27 protein-coding genes are annotated in these 23,630 nt (G+C 44.7%); 6 read left to right on the top strand and 21 right to left on the bottom strand.

Translation table 11 applies throughout. The features are described 5' to 3' along the window. Positions 1–26: 26 nt before the first annotated feature. Positions 27–1,313, top strand: coding sequence for a kynureninase (kynU, locus tag GO620_RS08275; protein WP_157524150.1), 1,287 nt, complete (start codon positions 27–29; stop codon positions 1,311–1,313). A 1-nt stretch (position 1,314) separates the two neighbouring features. Beyond that, positions 1,315–2,217, top strand: a complete 903-nt coding sequence (locus tag GO620_RS08270) for a histone deacetylase family protein (protein WP_157524148.1) — start codon at positions 1,315–1,317, stop codon at positions 2,215–2,217. A 427-nt stretch (positions 2,218–2,644) separates the two neighbouring features. Here GO620_RS08270 and GO620_RS08265 read toward each other — a convergent pair whose 3' ends face one another. From GO620_RS08265 to GO620_RS08215, 11 genes are all read right to left on the bottom strand, one after another. Beyond that, positions 2,645–3,127, bottom strand: coding sequence for a 2'-5' RNA ligase family protein (locus GO620_RS08265; protein WP_198173527.1), 483 nt, complete (start codon positions 3,125–3,127; stop codon positions 2,645–2,647). Positions 3,128–3,149: 22 nt separating this feature from the next. Further along, positions 3,150–4,529: an MATE family efflux transporter gene (locus GO620_RS08260; protein WP_157524144.1), complete on the bottom strand. Its 1,380-nt coding sequence runs from the start codon at positions 4,527–4,529 to the stop codon at positions 3,150–3,152. Between the two features lie 42 nt (positions 4,530–4,571). Further along, a complete protein-coding gene (locus GO620_RS08255; protein WP_157524142.1) occupies positions 4,572–5,195 on the bottom strand; it encodes an AlbA family DNA-binding domain-containing protein in 624 nt (207 codons plus the stop codon). Between the two features lie 6 nt (positions 5,196–5,201). Beyond that, the gene (locus tag GO620_RS08250) at positions 5,202–5,663 is read right to left on the bottom strand and encodes a GNAT family N-acetyltransferase (protein WP_157524140.1); all 462 of its coding nucleotides are present in this window, start codon (positions 5,661–5,663) and stop codon (positions 5,202–5,204) included. Continuing rightward, positions 5,653–6,135, bottom strand: a complete 483-nt coding sequence (locus GO620_RS08245) for a PaaI family thioesterase (protein WP_157524138.1) — start codon at positions 6,133–6,135, stop codon at positions 5,653–5,655. The genes GO620_RS08250 and GO620_RS08245 overlap by 11 nt, the downstream gene beginning before the upstream one ends. 83 nt (positions 6,136–6,218) lie before the next feature. Continuing rightward, positions 6,219–7,094 (bottom strand): glutamate--tRNA ligase family protein, encoded by an 876-nt coding sequence (locus GO620_RS08240; protein ID WP_157524136.1) that lies wholly within the window; start codon positions 7,092–7,094, stop codon positions 6,219–6,221. Positions 7,095–7,098: 4 nt separating this feature from the next. Continuing rightward, positions 7,099–7,398, bottom strand: a complete 300-nt coding sequence (locus GO620_RS08235) for a HigA family addiction module antitoxin (RefSeq protein WP_157524134.1) — start codon at positions 7,396–7,398, stop codon at positions 7,099–7,101. An 11-nt stretch (positions 7,399–7,409) separates the two neighbouring features. After that, a complete protein-coding gene (locus GO620_RS08230) occupies positions 7,410–7,688 on the bottom strand; it encodes a type II toxin-antitoxin system RelE/ParE family toxin (protein ID WP_157524132.1) in 279 nt (92 codons plus the stop codon). Between the two features lie 23 nt (positions 7,689–7,711). Continuing rightward, a complete protein-coding gene (locus GO620_RS08225; protein WP_157524130.1) occupies positions 7,712–8,617 on the bottom strand; it encodes a sterol desaturase family protein in 906 nt (301 codons plus the stop codon). Between the two features lie 141 nt (positions 8,618–8,758). Next, entirely contained in the window at positions 8,759–9,814 is a 1,056-nt protein-coding gene (gene aroB, locus GO620_RS08220; RefSeq protein ID WP_200230846.1) for a 3-dehydroquinate synthase, read from the bottom strand. Between the two features lie 154 nt (positions 9,815–9,968). After that, positions 9,969–10,175 (bottom strand): RNA-binding S4 domain-containing protein, encoded by a 207-nt coding sequence (locus tag GO620_RS08215; RefSeq protein ID WP_157524128.1) that lies wholly within the window; start codon positions 10,173–10,175, stop codon positions 9,969–9,971. Positions 10,176–10,239: 64 nt separating this feature from the next. Here GO620_RS08215 and GO620_RS08210 point away from each other — a divergent pair, with 64 nt between their 5' ends. Continuing rightward, a complete protein-coding gene (locus GO620_RS08210) occupies positions 10,240–11,445 on the top strand; it encodes a proline dehydrogenase family protein (protein WP_157524126.1) in 1,206 nt (401 codons plus the stop codon). An 18-nt stretch (positions 11,446–11,463) separates the two neighbouring features. Here the strand turns inward: GO620_RS08210 and GO620_RS08205 are convergent, their stop codons facing one another. The 4 genes from GO620_RS08205 to GO620_RS17210 form a co-directional block, all read right to left on the bottom strand. Next, on the bottom strand, positions 11,464–11,745 hold the full coding sequence (locus GO620_RS08205) for a hypothetical protein (RefSeq protein WP_157524124.1): 282 nt from the start codon (positions 11,743–11,745) through the stop codon (positions 11,464–11,466). Then, positions 11,726–12,262, bottom strand: a complete 537-nt coding sequence (locus tag GO620_RS08200; protein WP_157524122.1) for an RNA polymerase sigma factor — start codon at positions 12,260–12,262, stop codon at positions 11,726–11,728. Before GO620_RS08200 ends, GO620_RS08205 begins: the two co-directional genes overlap by 20 nt. Before the next feature lie 155 nt (positions 12,263–12,417). Continuing rightward, a complete protein-coding gene (locus GO620_RS08195; RefSeq protein WP_157524121.1) occupies positions 12,418–12,801 on the bottom strand; it encodes a DUF1573 domain-containing protein in 384 nt (127 codons plus the stop codon). Positions 12,802–13,715: 914 nt separating this feature from the next. Beyond that, positions 13,716–14,363 carry a bacteriocin fulvocin C-related protein gene (locus GO620_RS17210; protein WP_157524119.1) on the bottom strand — a complete coding sequence of 216 codons (648 nt, stop codon included), beginning with the start codon at positions 14,361–14,363 and terminating at the stop codon, positions 13,716–13,718. A 113-nt stretch (positions 14,364–14,476) separates the two neighbouring features. On the opposite strand from GO620_RS17210, the gene GO620_RS08185 reads away from it, so the two are divergent. Together GO620_RS08185 and GO620_RS08180 are read left to right on the top strand one after the other, a co-directional pair. Beyond that, entirely contained in the window at positions 14,477–15,799 is a 1,323-nt protein-coding gene (locus GO620_RS08185; protein WP_244139484.1) for an MFS transporter, read from the top strand. Between the two features lie 2 nt (positions 15,800–15,801). After that, a complete protein-coding gene (locus tag GO620_RS08180; protein WP_157524115.1) occupies positions 15,802–16,158 on the top strand; it encodes a VOC family protein in 357 nt (118 codons plus the stop codon). Positions 16,159–16,161: 3 nt separating this feature from the next. Here GO620_RS08180 and GO620_RS08175 read toward each other — a convergent pair whose 3' ends face one another. Continuing rightward, positions 16,162–16,602 carry a pentapeptide repeat-containing protein gene (locus tag GO620_RS08175; RefSeq protein WP_157524113.1) on the bottom strand — a complete coding sequence of 147 codons (441 nt, stop codon included), beginning with the start codon at positions 16,600–16,602 and terminating at the stop codon, positions 16,162–16,164. Positions 16,603–16,704: 102 nt separating this feature from the next. On the opposite strand from GO620_RS08175, the gene GO620_RS08170 reads away from it, so the two are divergent. Then, on the top strand, positions 16,705–17,268 hold the full coding sequence (locus tag GO620_RS08170) for a DUF1543 domain-containing protein (RefSeq protein WP_157524111.1): 564 nt from the start codon (positions 16,705–16,707) through the stop codon (positions 17,266–17,268). Between the two features lie 5 nt (positions 17,269–17,273). Here the strand turns inward: GO620_RS08170 and GO620_RS08165 are convergent, their stop codons facing one another. The 5 genes from GO620_RS08165 to pxpB are packed head-to-tail and all read right to left on the bottom strand — an operon-like array spanning position 17,274 to position 23,495. Then, positions 17,274–19,820 (bottom strand): M1 family aminopeptidase, encoded by a 2,547-nt coding sequence (locus tag GO620_RS08165; protein WP_244139483.1) that lies wholly within the window; start codon positions 19,818–19,820, stop codon positions 17,274–17,276. Between the two features lie 4 nt (positions 19,821–19,824). Beyond that, positions 19,825–21,012 (bottom strand): NRAMP family divalent metal transporter, encoded by a 1,188-nt coding sequence (locus tag GO620_RS08160; RefSeq protein ID WP_244139482.1) that lies wholly within the window; start codon positions 21,010–21,012, stop codon positions 19,825–19,827. Beyond that, positions 21,009–21,770, bottom strand: coding sequence for a LamB/YcsF family protein (locus GO620_RS08155; protein WP_157524107.1), 762 nt, complete (start codon positions 21,768–21,770; stop codon positions 21,009–21,011). The genes GO620_RS08160 and GO620_RS08155 overlap by 4 nt, the downstream gene beginning before the upstream one ends. After that, entirely contained in the window at positions 21,767–22,765 is a 999-nt protein-coding gene (locus tag GO620_RS08150; protein WP_157524105.1) for a 5-oxoprolinase subunit C family protein, read from the bottom strand. Before GO620_RS08150 ends, GO620_RS08155 begins: the two co-directional genes overlap by 4 nt. Continuing rightward, positions 22,746–23,495, bottom strand: a complete 750-nt coding sequence (pxpB, locus tag GO620_RS08145; protein ID WP_157524103.1) for a 5-oxoprolinase subunit PxpB — start codon at positions 23,493–23,495, stop codon at positions 22,746–22,748. The genes GO620_RS08150 and pxpB overlap by 20 nt, the downstream gene beginning before the upstream one ends. Positions 23,496–23,630: the final 135 nt, after the last annotated feature.

Below are 23,630 nucleotides of genomic sequence, written 5' to 3'. Positions count from 1 at the left end.
GCCTGCTTTTTTTGTATAATTGGCACATGGAGTGGCACAATAGTTTGGCCTTCGCGCAAGATCAGGATATTAACGACGAGTTTGCAGCATTCAGGGAAGAATTCCTTTTTCCGCAGAATAACGGTAAGGATGTTATCTATCTGTGCGGTAACTCTTTGGGGTTGCAGCCGAAAGCTGTTGTTGAGGAAATAACAAAACAACTAAGTTCCTGGCAGCAACTGGGGGTAGAGGGGTGGTTTAACGGAAGTGACCCATGGCTGCAATACCATCGCAAACTTGCGGCACCTATAGCAAACATAGTAGGCGCTAAGGACAGTGAAGTGACGGTAATGAGTTCGCTGACCGTTAACCTTCACTTGCTGCTAGTTAGTTTCTATAAGCCCGCAAAGAAGAAATACAAAATATTGATGGAGGGCGGGGCCTTTCCGTCTGACCAATACGCCATTGAAAGCCAGGTTAGGTTTCACGGCTTCGACCCGGAAGATGCGATCATCGAGGTATTTCCCCCTGAAGGAGAATACACACTCCGGACAGAGGATATAGTCGCCGCTATTGAAGCCAATGCAGACGACTTGGCACTGGTGCTGTTCAGCGGCATAAATTACTACACGGGCCAGTTTTTTGATATCGAAACCATTACGCAGGCTGCTCATGAACGTGGTATTCCCGCCGGATTTGACCTGGCTCACGCTGTGGGGAACGTAAACCTAAAGCTGCACGACTGGAATGTTGATTTTGCCTGCTGGTGTTCATACAAATACATGAATTCCGGTCCGGGTGGTATCAGCGGAATATTTGTGCACGAGCAGCACCACAGAGACAGCACCTTAAACCGTTTTGCAGGGTGGTGGGGTTATAAGCTAAACGAGCGTTTTAAAATGACCCAGGGTTTTGTACCCGAGGCTGGCGCCGAAGGATGGCAGGTGAGCACAAGCCCCATTCTGCTGATGGCATCTTTACACGCATCTTTGCAGCTATTTGAGCGCGCCGGTAGCGTGGCAAAACTGAGACAAAAAGCTGACAGGCTAACCGCTTATCTGGAATATCTCATCAATGGAATAAATAAAGACCTGGGTACAGAACAGTATAAGATCATTACTCCTGCGCAGCAAAGCGCGCGCGGCAGCCAGTTATCGATCATTTGTAAAAGCAACGGTAAAAAGATATTTGACAAACTTCTAGATCAAGGCGTTATTGGCGACTGGCGCGAACCTGATGTAATACGCCTGGCACCGGTGCCGCTGTATAATACATTTACAGACGTGTACCACGCGGCGGAGATCATGAAAGAAGCAGCGTCTGCAACAGCCTGATATGCTTAAGATAGCCTTTGACCCAATATACGCGCATCCATTGCCGGAAGGTCACCGTTTCCCGATGCTGAAATATGAATTAATACCGGGGCAGTTACTGCATGAAGGGTTGATCACAAAAGACAACCTGTTTTCTCCCGACGAGCTCGACGAAGAAACGATATTGCGGACGCATGACCGCGAGTATTGGCATCAATTACGTGATCTGACGCTGAGCGCGAAAGAGCAGCGCAGAATTGGTTTTCCGCTTTCGGCTAAGTTGGTTGAGCGGGAGATACGTATTGCCAAAGGAACGATAGATGGCTGCAAGTACGCCTTTGAGTATGGCGTGGCATTTAATGTTGCAGGTGGTACACACCATGCCGGTACTAATTGGGGCGAAGGTTTTTGTATGCTGAATGACCAGGCCATAGCGGCAAATTATCTGCTGCATCATAAATTAGCGTCGTCGGTACTGGTCGTCGATCTGGATGTGCATCAGGGGAATGGTACAGCACAAATATTTGAGAACCAGCCGCAGGTTTTCACATTTTCTATGCATGGTGCTAACAATTTTCCGGCGCGTAAAGAACACTCGGATTTAGACATTCCATTGCCGGACGGCACCGATGGAGAAAGCTTCCTTACAATCTTAAAGGATACGTTACCTAAGCTTATAGCGCAACAAAAACCCGACTTTATCTTTTACCTGGCGGGTGTAGATGTTTTGGCTACGGACAAATTAGGTAAACTGTCACTAAGCAAAGATGATTGCAAAGCCCGCGAACGATTTGTGTTTGAACAATGCAAAGCAAATAATATCCCGGTACAGGTGAGCATGGGTGGCGGCTACTCGGCAGACATCAGAGATATCGTAAACGCGCATTGCAATACATACCGCGTTGCCGACGAGCTATATTTCTAGAAGCCAAATTCAATCAAACCGTCGCGCATTAGTCAATTGATTAGCACAAGCCGTGTGCCTGTATCGCCGCCGAGTGCAGTTACCGCTTTAATGACAGGGGTGGCGTCGCCAGTGGGGCGCTCAAAAGCAGTAATAAAGATTGTTCATATAGCGTTGTAAATCAGTTATATAGATTTTTTAGTTTTCGTTGACCTTATAAAAAACATCCATTTGAGCCATAAAATGACCCGCCATCGCCATAGTATCGCCATAGCGTCGCCAGGGGACAATGTAAGATCACCTGCACGTAAGTATAGGCTTTGTTGGAAACGCTTACCGTTATCCGGAGTGGAGAGATTTGCATCCACCGTTACAAACTGATAGATAAAAAGGCAAACTTGATTAGATGAACGTGCGGGCGTCGCTGCGCTCCTTGTAATGACACATTTTATTTAAACTCAAATCCCTGAACAAACCGCCACGGGCCGCCAAGGTATTCCCATAGCGCAAATCCGGTGGCAGTAATCTCGAATGGAGCAAAGCCTGCATCTATTTGTGTCAGTAATGTTTTTACGACGTCGGCGGTTACTTTATTCTGAATTGTAATATGCGGATGTAGCTTATGCCGGTCTTGCGGAATGAGCCACTGCTGCCACGATTGTTGCAGGCGCGCATGTATTGCGGCAAGCTGCCCACTCTTTATCTTGAATGCTACTCCATTACCGATACTAACCGGAGCTTCCACCAGCATGGCAAATGGCTGCGTCATAAGGGCAAGTTCTTTAAGCTGACCCACAATAGATGGTTCGTCTGCCGGCAATTGATGAAATAAAGTGAGGTGTGCGCCAAGGAAATTACGTTCCGGTGGAAAGTGTTGCTTCCTTAATGTGTTGAAATAGGCTTGAGCTTCATCACTGATGGTCAGCGTCAATATTAGCGGGTTTACCATCATCTTAACTATTTAAAGCAGCTATTTCTGCAAGGGCCTGTTGATGTTTAGCTATGCTTCTGAAACGGAAATATAACATCAAAGCGGCGGCTAACAAACCAAAAACCAATCCGTACCAAACTCCGGCCACACCCAATTTAAAATATAATCCTAATAGGTAACCAACCGGGATGCCAACAACCCAATACGCCAAAAAGGTGATAAACGTGGGAATATTAACATCACCCATTCCACGCAGTACACCAAGGCCAATAACCTGCGCACCATCAAACAATTGAAAAACTGCAGCTATCATTAACAGTTGGCCTGCAATAGCAATTACAGATCTGTCGGTGGTATAAATGTAAGGTAGCCATTGATGAAATACGGTGAAGATCAATGCTGTGATGGTCATAAATATTAACACAATGTGATAACTGGCAATAGCCGAAGCCCGCAAGTCTGTAAATTGCTTAGCCCCAAAATAATTGCCAGATTTTATAGCCGCTGCCGCTGCAACTCCGCTGGCCGCCATGTAGGTCATTGCTGCTAAGTTTAAAGCTATCTGATGCGCGGCCTGCGGCACAGCGCCCATTGTACCGATAATTATTGCCGCCCCGCTAAACGCGCTGATCTCGAAAGTATATTGCATGGCAACGGGCGCGCCTATTTTAAGGATCTTTGCGGCCCGCAACTTATTGAAACCGCCAACTACGAAATCTATAAGATAGGCTTTGAACTTTGCAGAACGTAATACATAAGCCGACATGACAATTGCCATGAGGCTGCGATCTATCAGGGTGCTGTAACCAACACCACGCACGCCCATAGGCTGTATGCCAAACATGCCTTTCACAAAGATGATCCCTAATACGATATTGATGATGTTACCCCAAATGGATATAAGCATGGCTTGCTTTGTAAAGCCAAGGCCTTCTGCAAATTGCTTGAATGTATTGAAGATAAGCAGCGGGATAATAGACAAACCCATGAGCAGTAAAAACGGCTTGGCTTGCTCAACCACGGCCGGCACTTGCCCTAAGTGACTGATGATGCTTTCAGCTCCAAAGTATATGAGTACAAATAGCAGAACCGCCGTTGCAATGTTTATCAACAAACTGGTTGACAGCAATCGCCCGCATTCAGCATAATTTTTTTGCCCGTTATATTGCGCGATAAGCGGAGTTATACCATAAGAGATGCCAATACCGATCATCATAATGACCGTAAACATACTGCTTACCAGAGACACAGCAGCTAACGCGATGGTCCCTGCAAACTGACCAACAATGATACTATCAGACGCGGCAACCAGCATATGCCCGAGTTGTGATATCACAACCGGGATAGCTAATTTTAAGTTAGGGCGGTAATGCGGCTTGTAGTGATCAAAGTAGTTTTTCATAATCAGGCAGGTATTGCCAAAGTTATGAAAACAAATGTGCCGTTAACTGGCTGTGTAAAACTCTTCCTTTTCTGTGGTGTGTACACGTATCACACCTGATAGTACGAGGTCAACCATAATGCGCTGCGCACGGCGCCGTCCCAGGTTTAACATCTTGCCATATTCGGTCAGTGTGATGCGCTCATTCTTCTCCAGGTATTCTAACAGCGCTTTTTCTTTAGACGAATACTCGATGAACACACCTTTATCTGCGCCCTGGCGCTTTAAAACATCCACCACGATCTTGCTGGCCAAAACGCTTTTATCTTTCACCCGCACGTATACCCACCATTTGCCATCTTCGCCTAAGGCATAATGCGGTTTGGTGTCGCTTTCTTCTATTTCTACAACCAGCACCAGTTTATCATCTACGTAGATCTCTTCAAAAATGGGTTCAAGCGCAGGCTTGGCATAAAAATGAGCGGCTTTCGTAAGCATGTAACGTTCTTCATCCTCAGACTTAACACCTTTTATGGTTCCATCGTCCAGGATGCCAACCAGCAGTTTGCCGCCTTTGTTATTAGCGAAGGAGACCATTGTTTTTGCGATCTTCTCGCAACTGGTTATTGTCTTTTTAAAATCCTGGGTAACAGTTTCACCCTCAAGGATCATTCTTTTTATGTTCATCTCCGCTCAGCTCCCTTGCTCAATATAAGGCTTATATTTCTCCATCCAAATCTCCGGTTTTGAGATTTCTGCAAACCCAAATTGCTTGTACAGGCCATGTGCATCGCGCGTAGCCAAAGACCATCTTCTAAGCCCCTGCAATTGCGGGTGGTTCACTATTTCATTGATCAGAAATTTGCCCAAACCTTTGCCCCGATAATCTTTCGCAATGAATACATCACATAAATAAGCAAAGGTGGCCTTGTCAGTAATTACCCGTGCGAAGCCTGCCGTGATATCTTCTTTGATAACGCCGAAGACCATTGAATTATTGATAGCGATGCCGAACTTTTCTTTTGGCATGCCTTGCGCCCAGTAGGATTCATTGATCATAAACTGATAAACCGCTTCAGTATCTATCATTGACAGATTATTAGTTACTGAATAGCCTTCGTGTCTAAGCTCTTCAAATGAGTTGTTATTTTCCATCTTCGGGTGCTAAAAAGTTAAGGTTTCGAATGTAAACTTCGTTAGTCACAGCGGCACAAACTTCGCCTGCTTTGTTTTTAATTTCGATGTCGAAAAAATAAGTGTGCTTGCCTTCTGTATTGATGATGTGCTCTATTTCGGAGATATGCGCGTCATCAAGGATTGCTTCAAAAAACAGGTCGGTGTTGCCGGGCTTTACAAACAGTATCTGCGATGATTTGCTCCACACCAATACGTTATAACCTTTTTTGATAAACACCTGGTGGACCATTACGGGATAAAATGGGTCGGTTGCCGAGAAAATGGTGCCGCCAAAAATAGAGTTGTTGTAATTGCTCGTAATCAGGCTTTTGTTGATCTTAACACGTGCTTGTTTAAAGTCGGCAGACAAGCTTTGTACCCAAATGCGCTGAAAGAAAAGCGGCGGATAGATGCGCAATAACCACTTGACCCAAAACGCCGACACAGACATGCAGGCAATATCAGCATTGCGATATAATTCTGCGAAGCGATGTTACTTTTTTACGCCGATGTGGATAAATAGTAAGGGGGTTGTCACAATTTAAAATGATTAGCAATCAGGTCAACGAATTCATCCCAATTATGAGCGTGCCCATTAACTCCCGCATGTGTACATATTCGCCCAAATACCTCAGCCGGAGTAGCTCCGTTTTCGCGTAAATATTTTACAGACGTGTCACCTGCCGATTTAGACAGCTTGTCGCCGGATGCATTTTTAATGAGCGGATGGTGGTAAAAAGCAATTTCTGCAAAATCAGGACGCCCTAATTGTTGAGCTAAGAATTGCTGCGCGAGTGTAGATTCCCAAAGGTCCTGCCCGCGGACAATAAGATCAACCCCTAAATGCAGATCATCAACCACCGAGGCTAGCTGATAGGAAGGATAATCATCTTTTTTTCGAACAATAAAGTTTTGCATGCCTTCCGGCAATTCGGCTTGGATGATGGTACTGTCTAATTGCTTTATTAGCAACTGACAATTGTCAGAAATTATCCGCCAATTGGCAGCTGATGTATCAAAACTTAGGTGCTTATTGCGGCAATCGCAAGCTGCTGGTGAATACGCGGTACGCGAGCATGTGCACGCGAAAAGTTTACCGTCATTTTTTAGTTGTTCAATGGCCTGATCATAGAGCCCTAGTCGTTTGGTTTGCGAAAAATGGTTTTCAAAATCAATTGCGTGTCGGGGGCCTTCTTGCCATTCAATACTTAAGAAATTTAAAGTTTCGAAAATGTCAGCAACAAAAAGCGGATTAGCCCTAACCTTGTCCAGGTCATCGATACGCAACAGCGTTTTTGCCTTATATTTTTTAGCGAGCCCTGCCGTGATTCCGAACGAGAGTATGTTTCCGATATGCAGGTAGCCGCTGGGCGTAGGGGCAAGGCGGGTTTTGGTGAATTTATAAAGCAAAATATCAGGCTGATTCTTTGTAGAACCGATGAATTTCTGAACGTTTTACTTTTCGTTCAGCATGCCATAATTCATAATTATTTTGCAAATTAACCCAAAATTGAGCCGTGTTACCAAAAGCCTCGGAAAGCTTTACAGCAAGTTCGGGACTGATGCCTAAATGACCGTTGATGACAGATGAAAGATTAGCACGGGCCATGTTTAAGCCTTTTGCAACTTCTGTTATTGTTAACCCGCGTTCAACAATAAACATCTCTTTTAATATTTCGCCGGGGTGAGTGGGGGGTAAATTCCTTTTAAGCATAGCCAAATGTTTTAATGATAATCGAGATAATCAACATCGAAGATATTACCATCGTCAAACCTAAAAATGATGCGATAATTAGCTGTCACTTTAATTGACCAAAAATCTTTTAAAGTACCTGTCAACCTGTGAACGCCCAAACCAAGTTGCTTAATATCTTCTTCAGAAGAAACCGCATCTAAAGCAGATAATATTCTCGCGATCTTACTTAATTGCTGCGACGGTAATTTTGCGCCATTCCCCGTTTGATAATAAAGGGTGAGTGCTTTGCTCGTTATCGTCTCGATCATAAATACAAATGTAATACGTAGTACTACATATTACAAGTTTGATTAGCAATCTCATATTCCCTTTGCAACACCTTAGCCGTTTGTGTGCTGCCGTCGTGGCTCCAGCCCGGCGGGTTAAAAATATAGTTTAATTTTTTGCCCAAACCAGGGGCCCGCTTTACATCATGGCTAAGGGCTTTCCACTCGTGGAAAATCGTATTCACTGCACCATTGTCTTTGAGGTTATGGGTCAGGCCATAGCGTATGGGTTCACTAAGGTTTTCTGCCCGGAACGTACCGAACATGCGGTCCCAGATGATGAGCATCATGCCCATATTTTTATCCAGGTAGGGGATATTTGAAGCGTGGTGTACGCGGTGATGCGATGGCGTGACAAATATCCACCCATACCACTTAGGCAAGTTTATCTGATACTGGGTATGTACAATGTTGCCGTAAAGCTGGGTGATCAAATAAGCATATAAAATGTCTATGGCATTAAACCCCATAAATGCCAATGGCAGGTAAAAGAACACGCGGTACAAAGGTTCAAAAACGGTCGACCTGAAACCGGTTGTCAGGTTAAAATGCTCTGACGAGTGGTGCGTAACATGCATGGCCCAAAACAAACGCACATAGTGTCCGGTATAATGCAGCACCCAGTAAAGCAGGTCCTGAACTACAACCAGCAAAAACCAATACAGCACAACGTTTTGTATTTGAAACAGACGGAAACGGTAAAAATATTGAAGTATAAAAAATGTAAATCCTTTAACAGAAAGATTAATAACAAACGCGATGATAGTAAGGTAAATATTGGTTAATGTGTCGCGGCGTTCGTAAAGTTTCTTGTTTTCGCGGTAGCTGAACCACATTTCTGCAAGGGTAAGAATAACCAGCAGCGCGACAAGCACCACCACCGCGTTTGTTTTACCGTCTAAAGAAAACATGCCCAAATAACGTTAAAAAAGGGGTAATTGTTAGTCATGATACAACATTAGATTGTCATTCTGAACGGAGTGAAGAATCTTATGCTCAAATGCACCGGCGCATAAGTCCTTCATTTCACTCAGTATGACAAGCGGGAAAAATCAAAGCCCTGCATAAAATTCCAAACTTTCGCGCAACTCATCTTCGCTGCAGATCTGGTCTATCAGGCAATTGCCGATGGACACTAATAAAGTACAATTAATTTTATTGCCTTCATTCTTTTTGTCCTTACGCATCAGGGTTATGATTTCGTCTGCCCGTTCGAGTTGCAAATTGTATTTAGGATACAGGCGCATCAATACGCCGACGATCTCGTCTAACTCATTTTGGCTCAGGCCACTCTTTTTACAGGAAAGCCAGCTTTCGCACACCATACCAATCGCTATCGCTTCGCCGTGGGTAAGCGAGCGTTTATCATTATCTAATGAAAACGTTTCGACAGCGTGGCCAACTGTGTGCCCAAAATTCAATGCCTTGCGGATCCCTTTTTCGTGCGGGTCAGCAATGACAACTTCATTTTTTATCTCGACTGACCGGTAAACTAATTCTGCAGATGGCAGCGACAGATCGCTGTTTTTCAAATCGTTCCAGTACGCCTGGTCTTTAATAAGTCCGTGTTTCAGCATCTCGGCCAGGCCGGAAAGTATTTGCCTTTCGGGCAGCGTACTTAAATATTCGTGTGCAATAAATACGGCTTTAGGTTGAGTGAACGTACCGATGATATTTTTAATGCTATCCAGGTCGACACCGGTTTTGCCGCCCACTGAGGCGTCCACCTGCGAAAGCAGGGTAGTCGGCACATTTACAAAGTCGATACCGCGTTTGTAAGTAGATGCGATGAAGCCACCCATATCTGTTACCACACCACCGCCGAGATTAATTAGCAGACTTTTACGGTCGGCGTTAAAATCGATGAGCATTTTCCACACGCCAATGCAAAAGTCCAGGTTTTTACATTCTTCACCGGCGCTCACTTCTATCAGATCATAAGTGCGACCCACTAATCTGACTTCAAGTGCAGGCAGGCAATGCACGGTAGTGATCTCATCTGTAAGGATGAAAAATTTTGTGTAGCTGCTGTTGTCAATGAAGCTGATTAGCTGGTTAAGGCTATTTTGAAACGAAATCTCGTACCCTATGCTGTTTATGTTGTTCACTCTTTTAGTGATTGGGTTATTAAGTTATTAGTTATTCCTAGCCTGTTTGTCATTGCGAGTACGTAGCGACGCGGCATACTATGAGCCCCACCTAAATCCTCCCCGGGAGGGAGGACTTCAAAAGCCCTCTCCTTCGGAGAGGGTTGGGTGAGGCTTACACCACCTCTATCTTTTGCCCGTTGTATTCTATTCTGTCGCCTTGTCTTACTTTCAGGCGTTTGCGGTAATCTACTTCGCCGTTATATTTTACTTCGCCTTCTGATACAACTATCTGCGCCTCGCCGCCTGTTTGTACCAGGTTGGTGGCTTTAAGTAATTGTATCAGCGGGATAAATTCGCCCTCCAGTTTAAACTTGATCATACCCGGCAAAAATAAACTATTCGCGTTATAATGGGTTATGATAATGCATTTCTAAATTTGCACCATGCCAGTTGAAAGTGACCCGGGCGCAATGCCCAAATCTAAATTATCGTTCGAGAACACCGAGATCGCGTTCAGGCATCTGAACAATGCCGGGCTTAACCGTGCTTACTGGCTTTTTAGGGCTATAAATATAAATACGCTGGTAAAAGTCGGTCCGCCCATTACCAATTTTGCTATGAAGATTGGCTTGCCTATAAAGGGAATTATTAAGGCTACCATATTTAAGCAATTTTGCGGCGGAGAAACCATTGAGGAGTGCACACCGGTTATACAAGAGCTGGCCGGCGGGAGAGTAGGGACCATATTAGATTACTCGGTAGAGGGTGAAGACGAAGAAGCTGTTTTTGACGAGACCCGCGACGAGATCATTCGTACCATTGTACGTGCCACAGGCGATAATGCCATCCCGCTTACTGTTTTTAAAGTTACAGGTGTAGGCCGCTTTGGTTTGCTTGAAAAATTGGATGCAGGCCGGGGCCTCACCGCCGAAGAAAGCGACGAGTGGCAAAAGGTACAGGCCAGAGTGCTGGCCATTTGCCAGAAAGCATCAGATGCCGGCGTGCCGGTAATGATAGACGCCGAGGAAAGCTGGATACAAAAAACGATCGACCATTTGGCGCTGGAAATGATGCGCCGTTTTAATGCAGATAAGTGCATCGTTTATAATACTTATCAGATATATCGTCACGATAAATTGCAGTCGCTTAAAGATGATTTTGCAGTTGCCGAAGAAGAAGGCTTTATGCTTGGCGCTAAGCTGGTGCGTGGCGCTTATATGGAAAAGGAGCGTAAACGCGCTGCTGAAAAAGGCTATCCATCACCTATACAGTCTGATAAAGCTGCAACCGATAATGATTACGACAAAGCCCTCGATTTTTGTACAGATCACATCGATAAGATCGCTTTTGTAGCAGGCACCCATAACGAACAAAGCTGCAGGGTACTCACCGAACTAATGGAGCGTAAGGGGATAGCACATGACAATAAAAACGTGTATTTCTCTCAACTTTTGGGCATGAGCGATAATTTAAGCTTTAACCTTGCCAGTGCCGATTACAACATTGCCAAATACGTGCCTTACGGACCGGTTAAAGCAGTGCTGCCATACCTTTTTCGCCGTGCACAGGAGAACACCGCCATTGCCGGGCAAATGAGCCGCGAACTGAGTTTGATAGTCAAAGAAAAGAAGCGCAGAAAGTTGTCGTAAGGTTTTCCTAATAATGGATTACTTAAACGGCTCGTCGTTAAACAAGCGCTTCACCCGTTCAGCGAAAATCCTGAAACGACTTTGCGTAAATAATTTTTGGTGAACGGTTTCCAGCTCAGCTTTTAGCTGTTTGCGGCTGTATTGCTTTATAAGGTGATAGGTGCGTGCCTGGGCTGTTACATTTTCCTCAAGCGACGGATTAATCAGCATATCTGCCTTGAAAAGCAAGGCATCATTTGGCTCCATATCGCCTTGCAGAAAAATTTCAGTTTCGGCTATCTTATTCAACGAAGTCCGCATATTGCAATTGTTTTTGTTTTACGGTGTCGCGCACTTTCTCTAAACACTTATATTTCTGCACAGTTGCCGATCTAACACCAGAGAAGCCAAATTGCCCGGCAAGTTCTTCGTGCGGCACTTTGTCATAGTAGAAAGCGCGGAGGAGCTCCAAACATTTCTTACCGGCTTTTTCAAGGAAATTTAGCACGCGTGTCTCAGACAGATCTTCACTTTCCTCTACAGGCAGATCAGTAATCTGTTCGATCGGCGTTGTCATCTTTTCACTGTTAAACTTGCGCAGCCAAAGGTTTTTAGCAACCCCCATCAGGTAAGCCTGCCGGTTATGCGGCTCTGTCTTGTTGTTCACAAAGTGCTCGTAATAAATTACAACCGCATCCTGAAAAATATCTTTTGCATCTTCAAAACTGCCGCCTCTTTTAGCCACATACGCGGCAACGGCAGGGAAGGTTTGTTTATAACACAGTAGAAAAAATTCTTCCCGTTGTTGTGCATCGACAGGAAAGGGATGTGCTTGCATAAAAATAGATTTTGGTGATGTGCATCTATGCTGCGAAATATCACCATTAAAGTGAAAATAAAAAAGGATGGCTTTAGCTATGCCAAATATGCAATGAGCGTCTTTTTTGCTAGACTTAGAATTTTAAGTTTTTAAATTGTGACTCGCAAAGTCTTTTAATTTACACGCATTTTTATAATAAGCGAATGTAGTATAGGTGTAGTATTGCTTTCCACAACCGCTCTCCGTTCAAGGTTGCCTCTTTCTATGATTTGATCACGGTTTACAGTAATTAAAATTTCGCCTTCTTGACCTTGCGAAAGAGAATCTTTGGTAAATTTTGCTACTGTACAAGAACAATCAGAGGCTATGTTTTTGATAACCAATTTGTGCCCACCACGGTTTTTAAACCTGAATGTTTTTGTTGTTATCTTATGCGTGCTATCGAGAACACCCATATTAACTGTTTGATACATGAATACGATTTTCGGGGGTTTTTCTTTACAGCCGCTTGCAATTATCACGGCCAGTGATATAAGACGGATTAATTTATTGCGCATTGTTAATAAATTTTAATGTGTTTTCCTTGTAGAAACTCTCATCAGATTCCTGAAATCCATCCTTAAATCTTAAAATTTTAAGATCGGGACCTATAAAAATTTCACGTGGGAATAGTGTTATACCCATTTTTTTTAGCAATACATTATCGTTTAAATAAGCATAAATAATTTTATCATCGTTTTCGTGCGTTAGATTCTCTTTAAAATATTTATAGGTTTCTGCAATTGATGGCGAAATGTAAACAATCTGCAAATTTGAAGGGCTTTCTTTAGAAAAGCGCTTTAAGAAATCTAATTTGATTCTACAAGGCCTGCAATCGCGATAACTAAAATCGAGTATGTAATACTTTTTATCATTAAACACCAAGTGGTTGCCTAAGGTATCTACTAGTTCATTCTCAATTTGTAAAATATCTTTTTGGTTTTGTTTTTCTTTAAAGACACTTGTTCGCATCTGGCTATCATCGGCAAAGTCCTTTTTAAAAAGATACCAGCAACACACAAATAATACAATTGCACCCGATATGCAAATGGCAGCCTGCTTAAAAAAAGCAGGCTGCTTAAATTGTGATGCCTGTTTGCCTAAAAATAATGCAAAAAGTACGTTTATCGTTTGTAATGGATACTTATATGGAAATGCGTAAGGGTTAGCGTATACCCCAAATACGGATAAAAAAAACACGGGCAAAAACAATAGTAATATCAGGTAATTAGTATTAACAGTGCCAAATACTTTAGTAAATATTATTATTGAAAAAAAATAAAGAAAAAAAAGCGATTGATTACTAGCTAACCTGTTATCTCGTATTATAGAAACTGACGCTAAATAAGCGTTTGCAAACATTATCGCGCAGCTTATTATTACGATTCCAACTATATAAAAAATTCTTGCATAAGGTTTCACAGAATCAAATTTAATAACAAAGACCATTGCAATCATATTGCAATAACGTCCCACAACCGGTGTCATGACTACAAGACCTGCCATAGCAGCCATATGCAGTACCGCACCAATCTGATTGCATACTGCAACCGCAACTTGCTGGCACATTCATTGTTTTAACAACAGCCTGTTGTATTGTAATATCTTCGCTACCCAATTTTACAAAGTCACTCTTATTAAAGATAATTATATCGCTCAACAAATACTTTAATTGAGCCAACGAAAAATGTTCTTTAGCACGAATTTTCCAATCAGCAAAAAAGAAACCGTTAGTATTGCGCACTAATGTATCAGTGAAAAAAACGGGAGTGACTTTTGCAACCACTTCTTTAATGAGTCCTAGCTGTTCCGCATTGAAAGCATGAGAGGAGATAGCATCTTGGAAGCGCGTATTCCAGACAGTGTACTTTTCGTAATCACTAAGCATTTTTACATAAGCAGATTTTCTTTCGCTGTAAGTTGGAAGACTTGTTACCTCTCGAATAAGAGCTGAGTTGATACTTTGTGTGGCAATCGTTTTTGAGGTGTTGACATCATTCGCAACATTGCTTTGTTGTTCTTTTTTACATGAGAAAAAAAGAACTGCGGTTAAGGCCGTTAGGATAATTTTTGATTTCATAATATTGTTTAGTTTAGAGAAACTAATATATATTATATATTAAAATCCAAATTTATTTTATTTTTTGCAGCAGCGCAATTGTTTTTGTCCGCCGCAAATTGATACTTTTAGCCATGCAGCCCGTCAAACTTACCAGGTCACAAATTATAAGGCAACAAGCCAAAGCCATTTTCGGCGGCTCTGTTGGTAACTTGGTGGAGTGGTACGATTGGTATGCCTATTCTGTTTTCGCGTTGTACTTCGGCGCGGCGTTCTTCCCCAAAGCAAATCAGACCGCCCAGTTGCTTAATACAGCCGGCATTTTCGCCATCGGTTTTTTAATGCGCCCTATTGGCGGGTGGATCATGGGCACTTATGCAGATAAAAAAGGCCGCAAAGCGGCCCTAACCTTGTCTGTTTTAATGATGAGCGGCGGCTCGCTAATGATCACCTTTGTGCCCAACTTCAATACCATAGGGATTGCCGCGCCTATCATCCTGGTACTTGCGCGCATGTTGCAAGGTTTAAGCATTGGCGGCGAGTATGGAACGGCGGCAACTTATCTGAGCGAGATAGCCCCCAAACATCGCAGAGGGTTCTACTCCAGCTTTCAGTACGTAACATCATGTTTAGGCCAGATCATCGCGTTAACGATACTACTTGCTTTACAGCGCATATTTTTAACCCCCGCGCAATTGGGCGAATGGGGGTGGCGCATACCTTTTGGCTTAGGCGCGTTGCTGGCTTTCTCTGCCATTTATTTACGCCGCAGTTTACCTGAAACGGAGTCATTTAAAAATGAAACCGTTGCCGAGTCGCGCAAAGGTAGCTTTGCAGAACTGTTGAAATACAAAAAAGAACTGTTATTGATCGTAGGCTTTACCATCGGCACAACAGTGGCGTTTTATACGTTCACAACTTATATACAAAAGTTCCTGGTCAATACGGCAGGCTTCACCAAGAATGAGTCGACCACCATTACCATGATCGCGCTTATTGTGTTCATGATAGCGCAGCCATTATCCGGATTGTTAAGCGATAAGATCGGCCGAAAAAGATTGATGGTGATTTACGGCGTTGTCAGTATGGTTACCACTTATCCTATTATGACAGCGCTTGGCCGCACGCATGATTTTTATACGGCAACCCTGCTCATTGTAGCGGCACTGGTTATCTTAAGTTTTTGCACTTCTATATCTGCCATCATCAAAGCAGAACTGTTTCCGGCCAACATCCGCTCGCTGGGTGTAAGTTTTCCTTATGCCTTATCCGTTGCGATTTTTGGCGGGACTGCCGAGTCTGTTGCCTTAAACTTTAAAGTAGCAGGCCATGCTGAATGGTTCTTCTGGTATATAACGGCCTGTTCTGTAGTATCGTTAATCGTCAGTGCTTTTATTCCTGATAGTGACAAGCATACTAAAATGGAAGATAATCATATAAGCCACATAACCCACTAAATATGAACCACATTAGCATTGTTTCAATCCCGGTAAGCGACCAACAGCGCGCTAAAGAATTTTATCTGAAATTTGGTTTTGAACTGATCATTGAGGCGCCTTTGGGCCCTGATCAAAAATGGGTACAAATGGCTTTGCCCGGCGCGCCGCATACGACAATAGCGCTGGTAACCTGGTTCCCCGAAATGCCCGTAGGCAGCCTCCGTGGATTTGTTATCCACTGCAACGATCTTGATGCCGAGCTTGCCACCCTTCAAAGCAAAGGCATAAAAGCAGAGCCGATAGACCAGACGCCATGGGGCAGATTTGCCGCCGTTATAGATCCAGATGGTAACCGCTTAAGCCTGCACCAGGAATAGACTTTATTTAACGGCGTTACGATAGGCTGCTAACAGGTCCGAAACCAGGATGCCGTTGATGGTCATTCCGGCCAGGTTGCAATCTTCGATCTTCGCGTTAGTGAGGTTACAGTTCGTAATGGTGAAAGATCCGAGGTAACAATCAGACATTGTACTATTATTTAAATTACAATCTTCAAACTTAACTGGGCGCTGTTTAAAGTTTGGGTCGTATGCAGGGTGACCTTCGGGAGGCCCGCCTACATTGTGGATGTACGCGCCGCCCATTTGCGCGCCTTCGATTTCCAGGTCGCTAAGGTTGGCATTAACGATCTTTAGATTGCACATGGCAACATCATTCAGGTCCCAATCGTTCAACATTGCGTTGTGAAATCTGGAACCGGAGAGGTTAGCCTCTTGCGCGAAGATACGCTTGCTTTGTTTTTTTATTTCGATGGTCTCCATAATTGGTAATCCCGGTGAGGCAATATCTTAAGGTAATTAAATTAAAACACGCTCTTCATCTTTTTAAAAGTAAGTAATTTGCCTGCATAATTTCAACCCGCAATGAACAACAAACTATTTATGCTGATGCTTGGCTGCTGCCCGCCGGGACGCCATACAGAACAACACGACATCTTTTTTAGCGTAGGCACCTCGTTAAAAGAACTGGTGCCGGGTATCATTAAGTTTTGGCCCGAAGCCAACGGACGCATCCATGTTGATGCCTGGCGCGAGGTAAATTATGTGGGGGGATATAAAATCGAGGTTGTCGAAAAAGGAAGCAACGAGCAGACAGGTAATACCGATGCTAAACTGTTCTTTATCAACCTTGGCGGTTATCAGCGTGGTTTATTTGACGAGCCGCATAAGAAGCTGGTTACTGTGCAGCCAAACATGAGCAAGGCTATTGCATGGGCTAAAGAGACCGAATTTTTCAAGACCGTACATTTCGAAGGCGCCAACTCGCATATCGATGATAAGTTTGGCGTAGACGTGGATGACATTTACGAAATAGAAGACATTTTGCCGGCTTGGGAAAAGCAACGGTTTACGCTGAGGATAACACCAACAGAAGAGCAAGCAGAAGATGAGATCCATCTTGGCTATTTTAAACTGGCAAATCTTTAGAGCGTTTACCTTACTAAAGTCTGCGCGCGCATCAGGTTATCTGTTGCTTGTTGAATTTTTGCTTTAAGTTTTGGGTTATAGTTTGGGTGGCTTGCTAAAAAGTCCTTCACGATACTAGCGGCCTCTTCGCTTTGGTAGCTGCTGAAAATGGAGGCCAGCCACGACTGCGGGAAAAACAGGTCGCCGGTTTGTTGTATCTCTTCTACCATATCCAAACTCTTTTGTAAATATTTCACAGAAATTGACTGCCGCAACGGGTGGTTAAGGTAACTTAAAGCCGCTGTAACCCAAGCTTCCTTCTGGCGGTTTTTCCGGTCGGCAAGGCTTGCAAAGAATGCGTCGCGTTCGCGCACATCCTGCGATAGTGCAGGCAGCATAAATTCCAAACGTTTTTTGCGCTCATCGTTCTTTACCCGGCCGATCTGTACAGGTAAGATGTCGTGGGCGTTATAGCCCTTTAACGCTAATGAAAGCGCCAGCGAGGTGTAGTCATCTTCAGTCAGTTTAACTCCTTCCGGCGCTTTTTGCGTTTCCCAAATGTTATGTATCTGTTTTAGCGCATCGCCCGAAGTATAAATATCCTGATATGCTTTGAACAATATTTTCTTATTGTTTGCTGCTGTTTGAATTGTCATTGCGTTCCATAACGCTTGCTCCAGACCGGCAGAAACAGCAGCGCGCTGCTGCGCAGTTAAAAACTCCCAATAGATATTGCCGAAATAATTTGTCAGCAAGCGCAGGCTGCTTTCGTTTGTTTCAGCAGTAAGGCCATTCTTGTAAAGTTCTAAAAGTTCGGCAGGTTTAAAATAACGGCCTGCCAGCATATTCTCATAATCACCAATGTAAAGCGATGACCTTTCTGTGGTGTTAGTGCGGTTATATAAACCGGCATTTGCCCCGGCATCATTCGGAAATAGTCCATAGCCATACCCGTCAGAATTATAGATAATGTACAACGGCTTTTCTAAACCAATGGCCTGGCTTACGCTTACCAGTTGCTTATCCATCTTTAGCTTAATCGGGCGTTTTGTATTGGCATAAACCAAGGTGACACTAAAATTTTGCGGCCAAATGCGTTCGGGTTTTTGTTCTGCGGTTTGGGTGATGTCAAAACCTGTTATTTGGTTCCCGCTGTAAGTAATGCGGCTATCAAAAACAGGCCGGCCCGGCTGGTTTACCCAAACTCTGTTCCATTTGTAAAGATCGGCCCTTGTATATTTGCTCAAAATGCCGATCAGGTTATCCCAGGTGGCGTTGCCGTAAGCATACTTTTTAAGATATTCCCGTATGCCGGCGCGAAAGTGCTCTTTGCCCATCAACAGTTCCAGCTGGCGCATCATAATGGGTGCTTTGTGGTAGATAATGTTACCATACAGCGAGCCGGCATCCTGCAGATTATCAAGCTGCTGGCGGATGGGATTTGCTCCCGCTGTACGGTCTACGGCGTAGGCAGCAGGGTAGTGGTCCTGCAAAAAGCGCAGGTTAAACTCATCTGTGCCCAGAACCTTCTCGCTTACCTTGTCGGCCATAAAGTTGGCAAACACCTCTTTCATCCACACATCATTGAACCATTGCATGGTCACCATGTCACCGAACCACATGTGCGCTGTTTCGTGTGAAATTAGCGTGGCACGGCTCAGAAACTGGTCGCGTGTGGCGCCCTCATCCAGGAAAAGGCTCGATGCTTTGTACTGCACCTCGCCCGGATGTTCCATGCCGCCAAATTGAAAATCGGGGATGGCAACAAAGCCAACTTTTTGAAAGGGGAAAGGTCTACCGGTCCAATTCTGTAAAAAGTTAATCGCGTTTTTGTGGTCTATAAAAACCGAATCTACGCTTAGCCTGATCTTCGCGGGATCGGTTTCCCGATACAAAAATTCCGCGTCGCGGTTGCCGATGTTTTGTTTCGCATAGGTATATTTCCCGGCCGTGAAAGAGAATAAATAGGTGGGTAACTTGTCGGAGTTTGCGAAGTGGTAGGTGACGCTTGTACTGTTTTCCCGGTGGTCTGTTTGGCGTCCGTTGGCTAAAACCTGCCAGTATTTAGGGACAGTAAGTGTCAACAGGAATCTGGCTTTCAGATCAGGCTGATCAAAACAGGGGAAGACGGATCGCGCATGATCTGGCACAAACAGGCAATACAAATATTCATTATTTCGGTTTAGCGAAGCATCGCCGGATGTAAACGACAACGCTACCCTGTTAGCACCTTTTACCAAGGCGTTCTTAGCTATTACGAGGTGTTCATTAGTTAAATTTATCATCGATGGCTTGCCATTTACCGTCAACGCCGTCAAGTTTTCTGCAGATTGTTTAAAATCCAATTGCAGCGGCTGACTGTTTTCTGTGAGGTTGAACGTCAGCACCTCTGTCCCGGTTAAAGCAACAGATTTTTCCGCCGGAATGTTAAATGCCAGCTTGTACTGAATGTTGCTAATAATTTTATGCCGGTAAGTTGCCAGCTTTAATGATACACCATTTTCTACAGGAACCTGCGCAATGGCCGCTTTAAGGATCAATAATGAAATAATAAGACAGGCAGCAAATTTCACGATCTTAACTTTTAATGATTTGTATAATAGCGCCATAGCTCATCCACGCCATCGTTAATGTCACGATAACGCCCAGCACGGTAAGCCAGAGAGGTTGGCGATAGTTGGCAACTATTTTACTAGCGTAAGCGGCCACCAGCATCGTTCCCAACGCCAATGGTAATATTAGTCCGTTAACGGCACCTGCCGCTACCAACAATTTTACCGGTTTGCCTACAACCAAGAATATAGCACAGGCAATAATTATAAAAGCGATGATAATGTGCCGGTTATATTTCAGTATAACGGGGCTAAAACTTTTGATGAATGATACTGATGTAAATGCCGAGCCAACAACAGAAGATATACCTGCAGACCACATAATGAGCCCGAAGAGTTTATACCCAATTTGGCCCGCCGATAGTTTAAATATCGACGCAGCCGGGTTAGCAGGGTCTAAAACGTTGCCGGCACTTACCACGCCAAGCGCTGCAAGAAACAATAATATGCGCATAACAGATGCCAATCCTATCGCGCTCAAGGCGCCCTTATTTATTTGCGGCAAGTTTTGGCGGCCTGTTAGCCCGGCGTCTAACAAGCGGTGCGCGCCCGCGAAGGTTATATAACCACCAACCGTTCCGCCAACAATGGTAAGCACCGCGGCAAAACTAAACTGAGTTGGGTTGACCGATCGTGCAGCGGCTTCCGTCAGGGGCGGGCTGCTTATGTAAGCAACATATAAGGCCAGTAAGATCTTTAGGCAGCCGAGGGTTTTGGCAAAGGTGTCCATCGCCTTACCGGCTTCTTTGTAAATGAAAATTCCAATAGCGATTATGGCGCTCATGATCGCACCCTGGCCAACACCTACACCGAGTAAAACATTCAACCCCAAGCCAGCACCTGCGATGTTGCCAATATTAAACGCCATGCCGCCAAGAAAAACTAAAACCGACAATGCATAACCAAGGCCGGGTACCAATTGGTTGGCGATATCTTGCGCGGGTTTATCAGCAATGCATATTACCCGCCATATATTTAGCTGGGCGACGAGGTCAAGCACTATTGACAGCAGGATCACAAAACCAAAACTGGCGCCCAGTTGCGCGGTGAACAACGCGGTTTGCGTTAAGAAGCCCGGCCCGATCGCCGATGACGCCATCAGGAAAACGGCGCCTGTGAGTACGCTCCAGTTAAATTTCTTCGCAGAGCTCAAATTCGCGGCGCTTTAATGGTAAGGCCCTCGGCTTTTAATCGTTCATTTATTTTTTTGGCAAATGGCACCGCGTGCGCGCCATCACCGTGCAAGCAAAGTGTATCGGCATTTAGCTTTACTATTTTGCCGGTTACAGAAACCACTTCGCTTTGCGTAACTATTCGCAGTACCTGCGCTATCGATGCCTCTTCGTCCGTAATCATGGCGTTAGGTTGCGAGCGCGGGGTAAGGGTGCCGTCGTCCTGATAAGTGCGGTCGGCAAAAACCTCCGACGCTGTTTTCAAGCCTAAGCTCTGTGCAGCAGTTAACATTTCGCTATTGGCCAAACCGTAGAATATAAGATCAGCATCAAAATCTTTTACTCCCCGGGCCAAGGCTTTGGCCAGCGCGGCGTCTTTCGCTGCCATGTTATACAAAGCCCCATGCGGTTTCACATGGTTCAGCTTGCCGCCCGCCGCTTGTGCAAAGCCCGCAAGGGCACCTATCTGGTAAAGGGTAATCTGGTAAGCTTCGTCTGCGCTTATTTTCATTTCCCTGCGGCCAAAGCCTTGCAGGTCTTGCAAGCCCGGGTGGGCGCCTATTGCAACGCCCTTTTGCACTGCCAGGGAAACGGTTTGCTGCATAACCGCCGCATCCCCGGCATGGTAGCCACAGGCAATATTTGCCGATGTAATATAATCCATCAAAATAGCGTCGTTGGGCATAGCGTAGTTGCCGAAGGCCTCGCCCATATCGCAGTTTAGATCTATAGAGATCATCCCGGTAAGTATTTAGTTTTTATAGCCAGTTGTAATTGTTTCAATTCTTCGTGCCGTTCAAGATAAAGCATTTCGGCTTCATGGCGGCTTATCTCTTTAAAATAGATATTGTCGCCGGGCTTCAGTTGGGCACATAGGGGTAAGTCTACCGCTGTAACCTGCGCAATGCGCGGGTAGCCACCGGTGGTTTGGCAATCGCCCATTAAAAGGATCGGGCTGCCATCATTTGCTACCTGGATTGTTCCGGGTGTAACCGCCGTCGAGATCATCTCCGCCTTGTTTGTGCTCACTAACTTTTCTCCTGCCAAGCGGTAACCCATCCGGTTACTCTCGGGCGTAAGCGTATACGGCAGTGACAAAAAATTTAAGATAGAGGTTGCGTCAAAGCGTGTAAATTCGGGTCCTGGCACAACGCGTATCAACTTCGTATCCGCAGGTGCAAACATATCGCGGGCTATGCTCCAGTTAGCACACTTAATATCCCTGCCTTTCAATGCAATTAGAATTGCTTCGCTCAATTCGCTTTTATAACCGATGGCCTTTAGCGCGTCACCTTTCTTTATCACCCGTCCGTGATACCCACCAAAACCTGCAACCAGGCACGTGCTTTTGCTACCCATAACCACAGGCACATCCCATCCGCCGGCTATTGCCAGATAAGTGCGGCAACCTTCCGTTTCAGGTATTGACGTAATTGCTGTTCCTTTGGGAATAAAGATGGGCTTGCCTGTGGGTAAAACGCGGCCCTCAACTTTAAAATTAAGTCCGCCTCCGCAATAAGCTACTATCAGATCGTTTTCTGCAGTGAACGTTGCGTCTGCGTAGGTAAATTCTATAACGGCATCATTCATATCGTTTCCACAGGCAATATTGGCAATTGCTGCAGATAACTTGTCCATAGCGCCGCTAACAGGCACACCATTGGCCAGATATTTAAAGCGGCCTAAATCCTGCACTGTACTTAGCAAACCCGGCTTATTGATCCTGATCTGCATACTGGTTGCCGGTTATAAAATTAAATTCGTCACGGGTAATTGGTTTAAAAACTACTTTATCGCCCGCCTTTAGCAAACTTGTTTGTTCGCCTTCGGCATTGAACATTGTTAGGGGCGTTCGCCCGATGATCTGCCATCCGCCGGGGCTGTCTAAAGGATAGATACCTGTCTGGCTCCCCGCTATCCCTACCGACCCTGCAGGTACAAATTTACGCGGCGATGCTTTTCTGGGTGTAGCCAATCGTTCATCCAACCCCATCAGGTACGCGAACCCGGGCAAAAAGCCTATCATCCCCACCGTATATTTTGCGCTATGATGTATGCTTATCACTTCATCCGCACTTAAACCATTAGTTTTAGCTACAAAATCCAGATCAGGACCAAAGTCGCCACCGTAGCATACTGGTACCTCTACTGTGTGAAAGTTGCCGGCTGCGTTTGTGCTTTTTTCAGCAATACGTTCCTTTATAAAATTCGACACTTTCTCAAAGCAGTCTACGCCCTGCATCGCCTGGTCGGCGATCACAATAACAGGATCAAAAAAAACTGATAGCGTAGTATAAGCCGGCACGGTGGAAATCAATCCGTCAAACGGCGACTGACAGACAAGGTTGTTTAAACGCTGCACATTTGCCAGCGCCTGGTTGCTGATCTGGTTTCCAAATTGCACCGTTAACGCGCCTTCACTAAGGTAATAGATCTGTATGTCAGCGTTGTTAGACCCGGCCATTGGCCGGTTAAGTTAGCCTAAAGATGGGTTTAAACCAAACAGACATGATGTTGAAACCTCATGTGGACATTTGTGCCTGATTTTTGTACAAATGTCAGTTACCGGCGGTAGTGGATAAGTTGCCTGTTGTGAAAA

Source organism: Mucilaginibacter ginkgonis, assembly GCF_009754905.2.
Taxonomy (GTDB): domain Bacteria; phylum Bacteroidota; class Bacteroidia; order Sphingobacteriales; family Sphingobacteriaceae; genus Mucilaginibacter; species Mucilaginibacter ginkgonis.
Note: the sequence above shows the minus strand (reverse complement) of the source record. Positions and strands in the feature narration are given on the sequence as shown.

Coding starts and splice junctions, on each gene's coding strand:
- GO620_RS08260 (WP_157524144.1), bottom strand. CDS start 4,529: ATGAAAAACTACTTTGATCACTACAAGCCGCATTACCGCCCTAACTTA.
- GO620_RS08210 (WP_157524126.1), top strand. CDS start 10,240: ATGCCAGTTGAAAGTGACCCGGGCGCAATGCCCAAATCTAAATTATCG.
- GO620_RS08255 (WP_157524142.1), bottom strand. CDS start 5,195: ATGAACATAAAAAGAATGATCCTTGAGGGTGAAACTGTTACCCAGGAT.
- GO620_RS08215 (WP_157524128.1), bottom strand. CDS start 10,175: ATGATCAAGTTTAAACTGGAGGGCGAATTTATCCCGCTGATACAATTA.
- GO620_RS08235 (WP_157524134.1), bottom strand. CDS start 7,398: ATGCTTAAAAGGAATTTACCCCCCACTCACCCCGGCGAAATATTAAAA.
- kynU (WP_157524150.1), top strand. CDS start 27: ATGGAGTGGCACAATAGTTTGGCCTTCGCGCAAGATCAGGATATTAAC.
- GO620_RS08150 (WP_157524105.1), bottom strand. CDS start 22,765: ATGCAGATCAGGATCAATAAGCCGGGTTTGCTAAGTACAGTGCAGGAT.
- GO620_RS08270 (WP_157524148.1), top strand. CDS start 1,315: ATGCTTAAGATAGCCTTTGACCCAATATACGCGCATCCATTGCCGGAA.
- GO620_RS08155 (WP_157524107.1), bottom strand. CDS start 21,770: ATGATCTCTATAGATCTAAACTGCGATATGGGCGAGGCCTTCGGCAAC.
- GO620_RS08180 (WP_157524115.1), top strand. CDS start 15,802: ATGAACCACATTAGCATTGTTTCAATCCCGGTAAGCGACCAACAGCGC.
- GO620_RS08175 (WP_157524113.1), bottom strand. CDS start 16,602: ATGGAGACCATCGAAATAAAAAAACAAAGCAAGCGTATCTTCGCGCAA.
- GO620_RS08225 (WP_157524130.1), bottom strand. CDS start 8,617: ATGTTTTCTTTAGACGGTAAAACAAACGCGGTGGTGGTGCTTGTCGCG.
- GO620_RS08230 (WP_157524132.1), bottom strand. CDS start 7,688: ATGATCGAGACGATAACGAGCAAAGCACTCACCCTTTATTATCAAACG.
- GO620_RS08200 (WP_157524122.1), bottom strand. CDS start 12,262: ATGCAAGCACATCCCTTTCCTGTCGATGCACAACAACGGGAAGAATTT.
- pxpB (WP_157524103.1), bottom strand. CDS start 23,495: ATGGCCGGGTCTAACAACGCTGACATACAGATCTATTACCTTAGTGAA.
- GO620_RS08250 (WP_157524140.1), bottom strand. CDS start 5,663: ATGGAAAATAACAACTCATTTGAAGAGCTTAGACACGAAGGCTATTCA.
- GO620_RS08195 (WP_157524121.1), bottom strand. CDS start 12,801: ATGCGCAATAAATTAATCCGTCTTATATCACTGGCCGTGATAATTGCA.
- GO620_RS08170 (WP_157524111.1), top strand. CDS start 16,705: ATGAACAACAAACTATTTATGCTGATGCTTGGCTGCTGCCCGCCGGGA.
- GO620_RS17210 (WP_157524119.1), bottom strand. CDS start 14,363: ATGAAATCAAAAATTATCCTAACGGCCTTAACCGCAGTTCTTTTTTTC.
- GO620_RS08245 (WP_157524138.1), bottom strand. CDS start 6,135: ATGTCTGTGTCGGCGTTTTGGGTCAAGTGGTTATTGCGCATCTATCCG.
- GO620_RS08205 (WP_157524124.1), bottom strand. CDS start 11,745: ATGCGGACTTCGTTGAATAAGATAGCCGAAACTGAAATTTTTCTGCAA.
- GO620_RS08185 (WP_244139484.1), top strand. CDS start 14,477: ATGCAGCCCGTCAAACTTACCAGGTCACAAATTATAAGGCAACAAGCC.